14 protein-coding genes are annotated in these 14,269 nt (G+C 59.4%); 8 read left to right on the forward strand and 6 right to left on the reverse strand.

The genetic code is table 11. The features are described 5' to 3' along the window. The first annotated feature begins 81 nt into the window (after nt 1-81). From AC1DF8_RS10775 to pcaF, 5 genes are all read left to right on the forward strand, one after another. Nucleotides 82-504 (forward strand): YbaN family protein, encoded by a 423-nt coding sequence (locus AC1DF8_RS10775; protein ID WP_112546172.1) that lies wholly within the window; start codon nt 82-84, stop codon nt 502-504. 148 nt (nt 505-652) lie between these two features. Beyond that, a complete protein-coding gene (locus AC1DF8_RS10780) occupies nt 653-859 on the forward strand; it encodes a hypothetical protein (RefSeq protein ID WP_112969015.1) in 207 nt (68 codons plus the stop codon). 372 nt (nt 860-1,231) lie between these two features. Continuing rightward, nucleotides 1,232-1,939 (forward strand): 3-oxoacid CoA-transferase subunit A, encoded by a 708-nt coding sequence (locus AC1DF8_RS10785; RefSeq protein ID WP_112546174.1) that lies wholly within the window; start codon nt 1,232-1,234, stop codon nt 1,937-1,939. Further along, nucleotides 1,936-2,625, forward strand: a complete 690-nt coding sequence (locus AC1DF8_RS10790; protein ID WP_113202147.1) for a CoA transferase subunit B — start codon at nt 1,936-1,938, stop codon at nt 2,623-2,625. Before AC1DF8_RS10785 ends, AC1DF8_RS10790 begins: the two co-directional genes overlap by 4 nt. Nucleotides 2,626-2,635: 10 nt before the next feature. Next, the gene (pcaF, locus tag AC1DF8_RS10795) at nt 2,636-3,838 is read left to right on the forward strand and encodes a 3-oxoadipyl-CoA thiolase (RefSeq protein ID WP_478153438.1); all 1,203 of its coding nucleotides are present in this window, start codon (nt 2,636-2,638) and stop codon (nt 3,836-3,838) included. Nucleotides 3,839-3,844: 6 nt separating this feature from the next. Here pcaF and AC1DF8_RS10800 read toward each other — a convergent pair whose 3' ends face one another. Then, the gene (locus AC1DF8_RS10800; RefSeq protein WP_478153440.1) at nt 3,845-4,732 is read right to left on the reverse strand and encodes an amino acid ABC transporter substrate-binding protein; all 888 of its coding nucleotides are present in this window, start codon (nt 4,730-4,732) and stop codon (nt 3,845-3,847) included. A gap of 206 nt (nt 4,733-4,938) precedes the next feature. Between AC1DF8_RS10800 and AC1DF8_RS10805 the strand changes: the two genes are divergently transcribed. From AC1DF8_RS10805 to AC1DF8_RS10815, 3 genes are all read left to right on the forward strand, one after another. Next, entirely contained in the window at nt 4,939-5,733 is a 795-nt protein-coding gene (locus AC1DF8_RS10805) for an SDR family NAD(P)-dependent oxidoreductase (RefSeq protein ID WP_478153442.1), read from the forward strand. 82 nt (nt 5,734-5,815) lie between these two features. After that, on the forward strand, nt 5,816-7,972 hold the full coding sequence (gene glgX / locus AC1DF8_RS10810) for a glycogen debranching protein GlgX (RefSeq protein ID WP_478153444.1): 2,157 nt from the start codon (nt 5,816-5,818) through the stop codon (nt 7,970-7,972). Nucleotides 7,973-7,989: 17 nt separating this feature from the next. Beyond that, nucleotides 7,990-9,000 carry a DNA topoisomerase IB gene (locus AC1DF8_RS10815; protein WP_478153446.1) on the forward strand — a complete coding sequence of 337 codons (1,011 nt, stop codon included), beginning with the start codon at nt 7,990-7,992 and terminating at the stop codon, nt 8,998-9,000. Nucleotides 9,001-9,051: 51 nt separating this feature from the next. On the opposite strand, the gene AC1DF8_RS10820 is transcribed toward AC1DF8_RS10815, so the two are convergent. The 5 genes from AC1DF8_RS10820 to AC1DF8_RS10840 all read right to left on the reverse strand — a co-directional run bounded on the left by AC1DF8_RS10820 (nt 9,052) and on the right by AC1DF8_RS10840 (nt 14,017). Beyond that, entirely contained in the window at nt 9,052-9,612 is a 561-nt protein-coding gene (locus AC1DF8_RS10820) for a DJ-1/PfpI/YhbO family deglycase/protease (protein ID WP_183850094.1), read from the reverse strand. Nucleotides 9,613-9,701: 89 nt separating this feature from the next. Then, nucleotides 9,702-10,436 carry a glutathione S-transferase gene (locus AC1DF8_RS10825; RefSeq protein ID WP_113202142.1) on the reverse strand — a complete coding sequence of 245 codons (735 nt, stop codon included), beginning with the start codon at nt 10,434-10,436 and terminating at the stop codon, nt 9,702-9,704. A 16-nt stretch (nt 10,437-10,452) separates the two neighbouring features. Continuing rightward, on the reverse strand, nt 10,453-10,743 hold the full coding sequence (locus tag AC1DF8_RS10830) for a DUF3175 domain-containing protein (protein ID WP_112546183.1): 291 nt from the start codon (nt 10,741-10,743) through the stop codon (nt 10,453-10,455). Nucleotides 10,744-10,809: 66 nt separating this feature from the next. After that, the gene (locus AC1DF8_RS10835; protein WP_112969024.1) at nt 10,810-11,124 is read right to left on the reverse strand and encodes a plasmid stabilization protein; all 315 of its coding nucleotides are present in this window, start codon (nt 11,122-11,124) and stop codon (nt 10,810-10,812) included. A gap of 169 nt (nt 11,125-11,293) precedes the next feature. Next, nucleotides 11,294-14,017 (reverse strand): hybrid sensor histidine kinase/response regulator, encoded by a 2,724-nt coding sequence (locus AC1DF8_RS10840; RefSeq protein ID WP_112969025.1) that lies wholly within the window; start codon nt 14,015-14,017, stop codon nt 11,294-11,296. Nucleotides 14,018-14,269 lie beyond the last annotated feature (252 nt).

Below are 14,269 nucleotides of genomic sequence, written 5' to 3' on the forward strand. Positions count from 1 at the left end.
CGTCGACGGCAAATTATGCTAACGCGGGTGAATTGTTGAATATCGCGGCAGAAGATGGTGGCCTGACGGGGAGTATGTGAATTGAGTTCTACGCCAGGCCCATCGCGCAGCCCGCTACAGCGGGCCGTCTATCTTTGCCTTGGTCTTGTGATGGTCGGCCTCGGCATTATCGGCGCCATCCTTCCGCTTATGCCGACAACGATTTTCCTGATCCTGGCGGCATGGTTTTTCAGCCGGTCCTCTCCGCGTCTGGAGGCCTATCTCATGAATAGCCGATTTGGCGGCCCGTTGCGCGACTGGCGCGAGAACGGCGCGATTTCCCGTAAATCCAAGATGTTGGCGTTGACAGGGATGTCGGTTGGATACGCGGTATTCCTGATCGCGTCGAAGCCGTCGGTTTTCCTCGCGATCGCCGTCGGTGCATCGATCCTGGCTAGCGCTGCTTACGTCGTCTCGCGGCCGAGTTCGACCGAGCCCAACCGGCCGAAGGAAAGCGACGTCTGATCAGTTTTGCCGGCAAGAGGCACTTTACAAGGGACGCAAACTCAAATTATACGGCCCGCTCACTATTGCTCCCACACCCCAGCATTCCCATCTGAGCGCCATGCCAAAAACTCATAAGCACAAGTTCCTTCGGGAACAGTATCGACGCATGCTTTCGTCCGACCACCATATCGATCCACGCTGGCGCGACAGTTTCGACGCCTTCCTGACGGATATCGACCACCTGGCACCCAACACCGGAAGTCGCCGAATTATTGGTCGCAGGAACCTCAAACTCGGCTTTGTGCCCGGAAATGTCGAGTGGCATTGGGAAAGCACGACACTGCCTGTGTCGCGGGAAAGCAGAGGACGCTAGGTCAGGCAGAGCGACACGGTTGAAAACAATCCGGCCAGAGTTCCAACATCCAGGCAGTCCGGATCTTGTCAGCGCAACCGTGTCTTCGTCTTATTGCACATTCCTCTTCGGCGGTCGCTGAGACCCGCCTTGCTGACGATCTGATTTCACAGATAACCGGCTTGCTATGACATCCGGTGGATGGCTCCTGTCTATGGGCACGCACCACTTTCTGCGTAACCCGTCGCTTGAGCACATTTACGTGCGAAGTTTGTGCGATATACGAACAAATATCAAATAACGCACAAAAGCCTTGCGGATGAAGTGGCTCTCGCCTTATCCCTATCCTCGGGGAGGCACGAGGCGGCCTCATCCGGCAAGGAGAAATCCCGCATGGACAAGACAATCCGGAGCGCGGCGGAAGCCATCTCCGAAATCGGCGATGGCGCCACCGTCATGATCGGTGGTTTCGGCGGCTCCGGCGCGCCGATCGAGCTCATTCACGCCCTGATCGACAAGGGACCGAAGGGCCTTACGGTCATCAACAACAATGCCGGTAATGGCCGGATCGGCATCGCCGCCATGATCGATGCAGGCATGGTGCGGAAGATGATTTGCTCCTTTCCGCGCTCATCCGACCCGCGTGCCTTCACCGACAGGTACCTTGCCGGGCAAATCGAACTGGAGCTGGTGCCGCAGGGCACGCTCGCCGAGCGCATCCGCGCCGGCGGGGCTGGCATTCCTGCTTTCTACACTCCAACGGGCTACGGGACGGAGCTTGCAGACGGCAAGGTCATCGCCGAGTTCGATGGCCGCCATTATGTGCAGGAGCGCTGGCTGAAGGCCGATTTCGCGATCGTCAAGGCGCAAGTCGGCGATGTCCACGGCAACCTGACCTACAACAAGGCCGGCCGCAACTTCAACCCGCTGATGTGCATGGCCGCTGCCAAGACGATCGCGCAGGTCTCGACCATCGTGCCGGCCGGCGGGATCGATCCCGAGCATGTCGTCACACCCGGCATCTTTGTCGACCGCCTCGTCCAGATCGCCAATCCGCAACAGGAAGAAGAGCTCATTCGAGCCGGGGTGGCCTACATATGACCGTCGACACCAGAGAAGATATCAAGCTCTCAAACGCCCAGATCGCCTGGCGGGCGGCGCAGGACATCGCCGATGGCGCCTATGTGAACCTCGGCATTGGCTTTCCGGAAATGGTTGCCCGCTATCAGCCGCCGGGTCGGCAGGCGATCTTCCACACGGAAAACGGCATCCTCAATTTCGGCGAGGCGCCACCATCAGGTGAGGAGGACTGGGACCTTATCAATGCCGGCAAGAAGGCGGTGACGCTAAAGCCGGGTGCGGCCTTCTTCCACCATGCCGACAGCTTTGCGATGGTGCGCGGCGGTCATCTGGATGTTGCGATCCTCGGCGCCTATCAGGTCGCTCAAAACGGCGACCTCGCCAACTGGCGCGTCGGGGCCAAGGGCGTGCCGGCAGTTGGCGGCGCCATGGATCTGGTGCACGGCGCCAAGCAGGTCTGCGTTATCACCGAACACGTYACCAAGAACGGCGAGCCGAAGCTGGTCGAAAAATGCAGTTTCCCGCTGACGGGAGTGGCTTGCATCACCCGCATTTATACGAGCCACGCCGTCATCGACATCAAGGACGGACGTTTCGTGCTGCGCGAAAAACTTGCCGGCATGTCCGTCGAAGAACTGCAGGCCATGACTGGCGCGCAGCTTCATATCGAGGGGCCGGTTGCCGACCTCGTCGTTCCCGAACTTTGAGGACAAGTCCATGACCGAAGCCTTTATCTGCGATTATATCCGCACGCCGATCGGCCGTTATGGCGGCTCGCTTTCCTCCGTGCGCGCCGATGATCTCGGCGCCATTCCGCTGAAGGCGCTGATGGCGAAGAATGCATCGGTCGACTGGGAGGCGGTCGACGACGTCATCTTCGGCTGCGCCAATCAGGCGGGCGAGGATAACAGAAACGTTGCGCGCATGTCGCTGCTTCTCGCCGGTTTGCCGGTATCTGTGCCGGGCACGACGATCAACCGGCTCTGCGGGTCGGGCATGGATGCCGTCATTACCGCAGCGCGTGCCGTCCGATCAGGCGAGGCCGAACTGATGATCGCCGGCGGCGTGGAGAGCATGTCACGCGCGCCTTTCGTGATGCCGAAGGCGGATACTGCTTTTTCGCGTGCTGCCGAAATCCACGACACGACGATCGGCTGGCGGTTCGTCAATCCCTTGATGAAGAAGCAGTATGGCGTCGATTCCATGCCGGAAACCGGCGAGAACGTTGCCGAGGATTACAAGGTGAGCCGTGAGGACCAGGACGCTTTCGCCGTGCGCTCGCAAGGAAAGGCCGCGGCCGCACAGGCAAGCGGCAGGCTTGCCAGGGAAATCACTCCGGTGACCATCCCGCAGCGAAAAGGCGATCCGATCATCGTGGCGAAGGACGAGCATCCGCGTGCGACCAGCATGGAAGCGCTCGCCAAGTTGCCGACGCCTTTCCGTCAGGGCGGCTCCGTGACGGCCGGGAATGCCTCCGGCGTCAATGACGGGGCCGCGGCCCTCGTCGTCGCGTCGGAAGCCGCGGCCAGGAAATATGGCTTGACGCCGATTGCCCGTATTCTCGGCGGTGCGGCAGGAGCCGTTCCGCCGCGTGTCATGGGCATCGGCCCGGTGCCGGCGTCGCGCAAGCTGATGGCACGTCTCGGCCTGAAGCAGGAACAGTTCGACGTGATCGAACTCAACGAGGCCTTTGCAAGCCAGGGCCTCGCCGTGCTTCGTGAACTCGGCATTACCGATGACGATCAGCGTGTGAACCGCAATGGCGGGGCAATTGCGCTTGGCCATCCGCTCGGCATGTCCGGTGCCCGTATCACTGGTACGGCAGCCTTGGAACTTGGCGAAACCGGCGGCCGCTATTCGCTGTCGACCATGTGCATCGGCGTTGGCCAGGGCATTGCCGTGGCGCTTGAGCGGATTTGAATTCGCTTATTCGGGGATAGATTGCATGATGATTTCGCTGCGCAGGGCCGGGGCTTCGGCACCGAAATAGGTCTTGAGCAGCTTCGGGAAATCGTCCGAGATATAGAATCCCGTCAGCGTGCGATCGACGAGAAGCCGAAAGGCGGAATCGTCTCGCCGCATGGCGATGCCATAGGGCTCATGCGTGAAAAGGCGGCTGCCGAGTTCCAGTTCGTCGGGGTTGCCCGCCCGGTCGGCAAGGCCGATCAGAAGGGAGCGATCGGCGAAATAGGCATCGATTTTGTGATCCTCGAGCGCCTTCAAACCGTCTTCATGCGTCGCGAAATCGACGATACGGGTCTGTGGGACGTCGGGGCCGATGGCCTCGCGCAGTGTCGCGCCCGTTGTCGTGCCGGCGCGCACGCCGATCGAACTCCGGGCCGGCGACTTCAGGTCAACAGCGCTGACGGGTCGCTTGTCGAGAAAGAGAATCTGCAGGTAATCAGGCGAATCCTTGCGCAACAGCGCGCTGGCACCCGTCAGGAAGATGGGTTGGGAGAAATCGACGCTTTCGCGCCTTGCAAGATTGATCGTGGTCGCACCGCAAAGAAGATCGATCTTGCCATCCTTCACCGCGTTAAAACCATCGAACAGCGTTGTCTCGACATAGCCTTTCTTGAGACCGGGCACGCTCCGGCCGACTTCGTCGGCAATGCGCCGGCAGAGATCGATCGCATAGCCGGCAGGGCTGCCATCCGTCGTCTTGAACGAGAAGGGCTTCTCGTCGGCGATATAGCCAAGGCGGATGGCTTTGCTTTGCTTGATCGCGTCGAGCGTCTGCGCATCGGCCGGCCTGTGGGCTGAAAGACCGAAAGCAAGACATAGAAAAAGCAGCCATTTCACGGGCTTGAGCATGTTTTCCCCTCAAAGAGCGGTAACCCTCACCGCGACGAGAAGGCCGAGACTATGGCCTGTCGGTCATTTGTCAACGGCAGTACCGGTTGCCCAGCTATATCCATCTCGCTCTTTCGTGCATTGCTCTTTCGTGATCTCGCCTGCTAAGACTGGCACATATCGTTTCATCACCTATGTCCTTGGTTTTTCGGGAGGCTATCGTCGCCATGGCAGATCTTGCTCAATCGCTTGCATCCATCAAAATTCCTGATCTCGCCGGCAGGGCCGTGCTGATTACGGGTGCCTCCACCGGTATCGGCGCCGCCGTTGCGCGCGCCTTCGCTGCGCAGGGCGCCAAGGTCGGTGTGCATTACAATTCAAGCCGCGATCCGGCAGAACAGCTTGCCGACGAGATCCGGGCAGCCGGCGGCACCGTTCATCTCGTGCATGGCGACGTGTCGAGGGAAGGCGAAACGGAACGCGTCATCGAAGAGACGGCGAAGACATTCGGCCACCTCGATGGCCTCATCAACAATGCCGGCGGCATGCTCGGCCGCAAGCCGACCGCAGAATATACCGACGAGCACTATGAGAAGGTCATGAACCTCAATGCGCGCTCGGTGCTCGCAGCAACGCGCGCGGCCCATCCCTGGCTGAAGAAGCAGGGCGGTTTCATCATCAACACCACGTCGATTGCGGCGCGCAACGGCGGCGGCAATGGCGCAATCCTCTACGCGGCTTCAAAGGGCTTCGTATCGACGATAACCCATGGTCACGCCAAGGAATTCGTCGCCGACAAGATCCGCGTCAATGCGGTCGCGCCGGGCGTCATCGCAACGCCCTTCCACGAGCGCTATACAAATGACGAGCAGATGGAACTGCAGCGCAAATCGATTCCGATGGGCTTCGTCGGCACGTCGGAAGATTGCGTCGGCGCCTATCTCTTCCTCGCCTCGCCGACTTTGTCGGGTTACATCACCGGCCAGATCATCGAGGTCAATGGCGGTCAGTTGATGCCCTGATGGGGCTGTAAGGATCGCTATCTACGGAACTTTCGCACTGCAATGACGTTTCCCGCTTGGCCATTCAACAAGCGGGGGCGTCATGAGCTTTTCCTTTTCCGAACTCGACTTCCTGAAACCGGAACTGGGGGCGGAATACACCGGCTCAGGCACGCATTTTGCTGTTTTCTCCGCGCATGCGGAGCAGATGGAGCTCTGCCTCTTCTCCCCAGACGGCAAAAAGGAAGTCGCGCGACTACCCCTGCCGAAGCGTGAGGGTGATATCTGGTCGGGATACATCGCCGGCGTCGGCCCGGGCACGGTCTATGCCTACCGCGCGCACGGTCCCTACGATCCGAAGAACGGACATCGCTTCAATCCCAACAAGCTGCTGCTCGATCCCTATGCCAAGCAGGTCCTTGGGGATCTCAAATGGGACGATGCGCTCTACGGCTACAGAATTGGCGAGGACGATCTTTCTTTCRATGAGCGTGACAGTGCGCCCTTCATGATCAAGGGCGTTGTGCAGGATCCGGATTTTGATTGGGACGGCGAGCAGGCGATCCGCCGGCCGTGGACGGAAACGATCGTCTATGAAGCGCATGTGCGCGGTCTGACGATGCTACACCCGAAAGTGCCGGACCGACTGCGCGGCACCTTCCTCGGCATGTGCAGCGATCCGATCATCGATCATCTCGTCAAGCTCGGCATTTCCGCCATCGAGCTTCTGCCGATCCAGTTCTTCCCCAATGATCGCTATCTCGAAGAGAAGAAGCTCACCAATTACTGGGGCTACCAGACGCTCGGTTTCTTCGCGCCGCAGACACGTTATCTCTCGGGCGACAAGATCACCGAGATCAAGACCATGGTGAAGAAGTTCCACGCCGCCGGCATCGAAGTGATCATGGACGTCGTCTACAATCACACGGCCGAAGGCAGCGAGAAGGGACCGACCATGTCTTTCCGTGGTCTCGACAATGCGAGCTATTACATCCTCTCGCCCGACGATCCGCGCCATACTTTCGATACGACGGGCACCGGCAATACGCTGAACGTCGCCCATCCCATGGTCATGCGCATGGTGCTCGACAGCCTGCGTTACTGGGTCGGCGTGATGCATATCGATGGTTTCCGCTTCGATCTCGCCAGCACGCTTGGTCGGCAGGATCTGGAGTTTGACCGGCAGGGACTCTTCTTTGGCGCGATCCGCCAGGATCCTATCCTTGCCGGCGTGAAACTGATCGCCGAGCCCTGGGATGTCGGCGCCGGCGGCTACCAGGTTGGTGGCTTCCCGCATCCGTTCCGCGAGTGGAACGACAAGTTCCGTGACGATGTGCGCCGTTTCTGGAAGGGCGATAGCGGCATGGTGTCGGAGATCGCGCAGCGCATCACCGGTTCGGCCGTGCAGTTCAATCACTCCGATCGCGGAGCGACATCATCGGTCAATCTGCTGTCGGCGCATGACGGCTTCACGCTGATGGACACTGTTTCCTTCAACGACAAGCACAATGAGGCAAACGGCGAGGACAACAGGGACGGTCATTCAGACAATCATTCGGACAATATGGGGGCCGAGGGAACGACCGACAATGACGATATCAACAGGCTGCGGGCTCGCCGGCGCCGCAACATGATGGCGACGCTGATGCTCTCCCAGGGCGTCCCGATGATCCTTGCCGGCGATGAGGTCGGCAACAGCCAGGGCGGCAATAACAACGCCTACTGTCAGGACAACGAGATAGGCTGGACGAAATGGGACGGCCTCGATGACGCGTTCCTCGATTTCTGCCGGAAGGCCGTCGGGTTCCGCAGGGCTCATCCAGTCCTGAGACAGGAGCGCTTTCTGACCGGCGACAGCACCGATGATGGTCGCATTGAAATCGCCTGGTACAAGCCGGATGCCAGTTTCATGGATGATGGCGCCTGGAACGATGACGGGCTGCAGGTGCTTGGCGTCTATCTCTCAAAGAGTGCACATTCTCCGGAAACGGAAGAAATGGACGATCTGTATCTGGTGTTCAACGCTGGCGGCGATTGCGAGGTGCACTTGCCCGAGGTCAACGGTTTGAACCAGTGGGCGCGGGTGCTCGATACCGGCGCCGAGAAAGACGCATTCAAGCTGCATGAACCGGAGGCTCCGATCGTGGTTTATGCCCAAAGCATTGCGATCTTTGCGCCCAAGGGGCAGACCCAGCCGCCCAAGGATGCAAGCAAGGCCGAGCGACACAGGTGGTTTCACTTCGGTCGCCGGAGCAAGTAACAGGTCGATAAGCAGCAATGAATGCAGAAGTCATCACTGAGCTAGGCCTGGTCTATGTCAGCGACACCGAACCGGGCATCCGCAGGCGAAGAAAAGGCAAGGGTTTCAGCTACCAGCTGCCGGACGGCACGACACTTGCCGATGAACTCCAGCGTGCGCGCATACAGGCGCTGGGCCTGCCACCGGCCTATGACAATGTCTGGATCTGCATTTACGAGAACGGCCACCTGCAGGCAACGGGCTATGACGCGCGTGGGCGCAAACAGTACCGCTACCACAAGGACTGGCAGTCTTTCCGAAGTGCCGGCAAGTTCCATCAGCTTGTCGAGTTCGGCCGGGCGCTGCCCAGAATCCGGCGAACGGTCCTGCGCCATCTCGACACCGGTGCCAACGATATCGACGGCGTACTCGCGGCACTGACGACCCTGCTTGATGAAGCCCATCTGCGCGTCGGCAATCAGGCCTATGTCAAGGAAAACGGTACCTACGGCGCGACGACGCTTCTCAAGCGGCATCTGAAGATTGTCGATGGCCAAATCGAGCTGAAGTTCCGGGCCAAAGGCGGCAAGCGCGTACAACGCAGCCTCAAACATCCGCGCCTGCAGAAAATCCTGGAGGAGATTGCGGACTTACCGGGGCGGCAGCTCTTTGTCTGGAAGGACGAGACCGGAGCGCTGAAGCCGATCGATTCCGGTCGGCTGAATGCCTATCTCGCCGAGATTTCAGGCATCACCATTTCGGCCAAGACTTTCCGCACCTGGGCGGGCTCACTTGCCGCTTTCGGCGCGGCGCGCAGCGCCATATCCGAGGGGCGGCGACCGAGCGTGAAAGAAATGTCGGAGGCTGCGGCGGAGGCGCTGCACAATACGCCGGCAATCTCGCGCTCCAGCTATATCCATCCGTCGATCATTGCCCTGTCAGGTTCCGGCGAGACGTTAGAAGAGGGCGATGCCGAGCCCCTGCGGGGGCTGCGGGCAGATGAAAACCGTATGCTGGACTTTCTGACGCGCCACCCGCTTCCCGAATGACAAAAAAACCCGCGGCCTGGCCGCGGGCTTCGAGTTCAACAGGAGTATAAGTCAGGCGGCGCGCTTCTCGTGGCGGCCTTCCTCGACCTCTTCGACGATCTTATTGACGAATGCTTCGAGATCGTCGGGTGAGCGGGAGGTGATGATCCCCTCGTCGGTTACGACCTTCTCGTCTTTCCAGGTCGCTCCGGCATTTTTCACATCGGTTTTGATCGACCAATAGGAGGTAGCCTGGCGGCCACGCAGGGCGTCGACTTCAACCAGCAGCCACGGCGCATGACAGATGGCGGCAACGACCTTGCCGGATTCGACGAATTCGCGGACAACTCTCACGGCATTATCGTCGATACGCAGCTTGTCGGGATTGATTTGGCCACCCGGCAAGACCAGCGCATCGAAATCCTCGATGTTTACGTCCTTGGCCTGCAAGTCTACCGGTACGGTGTCGCCCCAATCCGTCTTGTCCCAGCTCTTGATCTGACCCTCCTTAATGGACGCGATCTTCACGGAGGCACCACGCCTCGTCAGTTCGTCCAAGGGCACGCGGAGTTCGGAGCGTTCGTAACCGTCGGTGGCGAGGATGAGGATTTTTGCGGATTTGATGGAAGGCATTACTTCTTCTTTCCTTCGTGTCGAAACTCGGGATCAAAGGCGAAACCGACGGCGGTACTAATCGTTCCCGAAAAATCCAAGGAAGCCGATCAGGAAACGCCAATGTCGAGTTCCGGATAATGGCGGAAAATCCCTTCCGTGTTGAAGGCAAGGCGGCGATCGGATCTGAGGTAGTGAGTTATGTTGGGGCGGCGTTCGACCCTGTCGCGAAGGGCCGCAAGGAGAGGATAACTGCCGCGATAATTGCTCATCGCTTTCGGGAAGGCGTAGACGAGACCCTCGACGATTTGGAACAGCGAGAGATCGACATAAGTGAGCGCATTGCCGACGATATAGTCCGAGCCTTCCGGATTCTGGTTCAGCACCCTTTCGAAATAGCCGAGGAATTTCGGAATACGCTCCTTGATGAAGGCGGCAGACCGGGCCTTCGCTTCTTCCTTCTGATCTTCGTAATAGAGCGAGGTCGCGATCGGATGGTGTGTGTCGTGCACTTCGGCCACAAAATCGGTGATGGTGAGCTGCAGGCCGTTTACGACATAGCGTAGCCCTTCGTCGTCAGGCGCCAGCCCGAGTTTGGGGCCTAGATAGAGGAGGATGTTGGCGACATGCGAGATAATGAGATCGCCGTCTTTCAGGAAGGGCGGGGCAAAGGGGGGCAGCGCCTCGCCATCGCTCTGCATGACGGCAAGCATGGCGCCAGTGCCGCGCCCGCGACCCGACTGGCGGGTGATGTCTATATACTCGGCACCCGCTTCCTCGAGGGCCAGCCGCACAAATTCGCCACGGCCCTGAATGCCGTCCCAGTAATAGAGTTCGTAAGCCATCTGCCCTCGTTATTTCTCAGTGTCCGGATCCGCGTCCGAAATCCTTGCGCAATTCACCCTTCGCCTTTTCAAGTGTGCCTTTCTGCTTCTTCGTCAACTGGTCACCGGCGCGGTTGATGTAGAAGGTCAGCATCGACATGGCCGAGCGGAAGGGGCTCGATTTGCGCCGCTGGCTGCTTTCAGCCGACTGTTTCAGTGATTCTGCTATCTTTTTCGGATTGCTCGATTTGAAAACGCCTTCTTTGAGGTCCATCGCATCACTGTTTTCGGTCACGTCCTGCGACCATTTCTTGGTCTTCTTCGCCATCGTAAAAATCCTTCGGAGAAACGCCAAGCCCGCGCACCTGCCGCTTTGTTTCTGATTGTTGGCCTCTCAGTGGTGGGCGTGTTGGTCGTTGCGCTTGCGCGTGGCTGCAGCCTTTTTGGCTGATGCCGAGCGCTCTTCTTTCGAACGGGACGCAGAAGCGTGGCCGCCGATGCGCCCGCCCTTCTCGGAGGATTCGTGCGTATCCTTCTTGCCTCGGCCCGAACCGGATTTGTTGCCCCCGCCACTTTCCTTGTTGACGGTTGCCCAGGCTCGGCGCTCGGCTTCCCCGTGAGAAACACCGCGGTCCTCGTAGCCTTCCTCGATATGCTCGGCCTTCCTCTTCTGCTTATCCGTGTAGGCGGATTTGTCACCTTTCGGCATGGCTGCCTCCTCTGACGTGTGTGAATGAAACTGAACTGCTGGCTTTCTCAAAAGTTCCGGGATTTCGCGCTCCGCTGTGAGGAGAGCGAAATCAGGAAACATGCAGCATGAGCCGGAAGGACTTGTTCGAAAGATATCCGGAACTCGGTGGTTCCCAAGCGGTGCAGCTCTAGGCGATGGGGCGCTGGCGGGCTGCGGTCTTCACTGCGCGGTCGAGCGCTGACGTGGTAAAGGGCTTTGGCAGCAGCACGGAACCGGAAAAGCGGTTCGCATCCGGCAGATTGCTGTTGCCGGTCGCAAAGACGAGGCCGACCGAGGGGAACGCTTCGCGCGCCAGCGCTGCGAAGGCCGGGCCGGACATGCCCGGAAGGCCGACATCGGCAACAATGATATCTATATTCGTATCGATGCCGCGCAGGAGTTCGATGCCCTGTTCGCCGCTGTCGGCCTCGATCACGTCATAACCGAGATCCTGCAGGATTTCGGCAGTGTCCATGCGGATGAAAGTATCATCCTCGACCAGCAGAAGCTTCAGCCTGGCCTGGACGATGCCGCGGGGCTGTCCGCCGCCCGGCAAGGGCACCGGGTTGGTCTGGCGGCGTTGCGCCTGATTGGCGAGAACGTGGCGAACTTTCCGCGCCAAGGCTTCCCGTGTGTAGGGCTTTGAAAGGAGTTCAAGGCCGGGATCGAGGCGGCCGCCATGGACGATCGAGTTTTCGGTATAGCCCGACGTATAAAGCACTGCGACATTGGGCAGGCGCTCGCGGGCCATGCGCGCGAGCTCCGGGCTTTTCAACGAACCAGGCATGACGACATCGGTAAAGAGTAGGTCGATATGCGCTCCGCTCTCGATCACGGTCAGCGCGCTCTGTGCGTCCTTGGCTTTCAGCACGTAATAACCGAGATCGGTCAGCATCTCGACCACAGTTGCGCGCACACCCTCATCGTCTTCGGCGACCAGAACCGTCTCGGTGCCGCCGGTCGCCGGAGCATTGTCGCCGTTGGCGATCCGGTCCTCGCTTTGGAATGAGCGGGGAAGATAGAGCTTCACCGTCGTGCCTTCGCCGACTTCGCTATAGATCTTCACATGGCCACCGGACTGCTTGGCAAAACCGTAGACCATGGAGAGGCCGAGACCGGTGCCCTTGCCCTCCGGCTTGGTTGAGAAGAACGGTTCGAAAGCCTGCTCGATGATCTCGGGTGGCATGCCTGAGCCTGTATCGGTGACGGCGAGTACCACATATTGGCCAGGCGCGACTTCCGGATGGGTACGGCTGTAGGAATCGTCCAGAAAGGCGTTTCCAACCTCGACCGTGAGCTTGCCCGCGCTGTTCATTGCATCGCGTGAATTGATCGCAAGGTTCAGCAGGGCGTTTTCAATCTGTATCGGATCGGCAAGACTGTTCCAGAGGCCGCCGGAAACCATGGTCTCCACCTCGATTTCCTCGCCGAGCGCGCGGCGCAGCATGTCATCCATAGCAGAGACGAGGCGACCGATATTGACGACCTTTGGCTCCAAAGGCTGGCGGCGGCCGAAAGCGAGAAGCTGGCTGGCCAGCCGCGATCCGCGCTCGACGGCGGACAGCGCGTTGGAGATACGCTCTTTGGCTCGGCCGTTGGTCGTCACATCCTTGCCGAGAAGCTGGAGATTGCCCGAAATAACCTGCAGCAGGTTGTTGAAGTCGTGCGCGACGCCGCCAGTGAGCTTGCCGATCGATTCCATCTTCTGCGCCTGCTGCAAAGCCGCCTCGGCCTGCTGGCGTTCGAGAATTTCGGTAGCAACACGGACCTCAAGCGTTTCGTTCAGCTTGCGTAGTTGGTCCTCGGCCTCACGGCGTTGGGCAATTTCGACCCCGGCCGCGCGGATGAGCCGGGCATTGTCGATTGCGACGGCGGACTGGCCGGCCAAGCTGATGAGGCTTGCCTCGGCGGCATCCGAAAAACGACCGGGCTGGCTATGGCCGAAGAACAGGCCGCCAATGACGCTGCCATCGCGCGACTTTACGGGTACGGCGAGATAGCTGCGCACAGGAAGGTGGCCGCTCGGCATCCCGGAATAGGGTGCGTTCTGCCCGTAGCGTGGATCAAGCAGGATATCGTCGGATCGAACGACGCCTTCGCCGCCGAAAGTCGGTGCGAAGACCTTGGTATTGCGCGGCATCGGAAACTTGTCGAAATGTTTGCGATCGACACCCGACAGCGCGTAAAGCATATAACTGCCGCCTTCGCCGTCATCGACATTGTAGAAAAAGGCGCCGAACTCAGCAGCCGTCAACGCCACTCCTGCATCGACGGCGATCTGCGTCAGGCGGTCGACATTGAGCTCGGCCGTGATTGCCGAGCCGGCGCGATTGACGACGGCGAGTGTTGCGGATTTTTCCTGCGCTTCATCCAACGCAAGGCGCTCCCGGCGCTTTGCGAGCACCTGATCCGTCACTTCCATGGTCGCGCAGAGAATGCCGGCTACCTTGCCGTCGTCGTCCCGCAGCGGCGTGTATGAGAAGGTGAACCAGGTATCTTCCGTCTGCCCCTCGCGCCGCATGGGAACGTGCAGTTCCTTGTAGAGCTGCGACTGGCCGTTTAGCGTGGCCTTCACAATCGGTTCGAATTGCGGCCAGATATCCGACCAAACTTGCTGAAACGGCCTTCCGAGGGCGGCGGGATGCCGTTCGGGAAAAATCGCGACATAGGCGTCATTATAAATAAAAGCGAGTTCGGGACCCCAGGCGACGAATTTCGGCTGGCGGGAATTTACAACCATTTCCGCAATATGTCGGAGGGAACTTGGCCATGCTTCGACTGATCCGACGCCGGCTGCATCCAAACCATTCCGGCGCAACAAATTTCCGATTTCGCTATCGCCTCCCGGCCAGCGGCTCCCCACCCGTGCCATCAAAAATCGCTTTCATTCCTCATCCGCCGGTCCATGGCAAAATAGAGGCGTCGATCACGAGGGAAAGAGCGAGCTGAAAATATCGTTAATCGGATAGGTGCCGAATACTTTCAATGAGATCGTTTATATTTGTTATTCTTGATCCAGCTTTCGGGAGGTGATGAAAGCGCGGCTCAGCGCAAAGGAACGAAGCTCACTCGGTTTGCGCGGATCGCGAAAAAAAACGCCGACAATATTGTCGACGAAAAGGAT

The sequence above is a fragment of the Rhizobium sp. 05N49 genome (assembly GCF_056396805.1).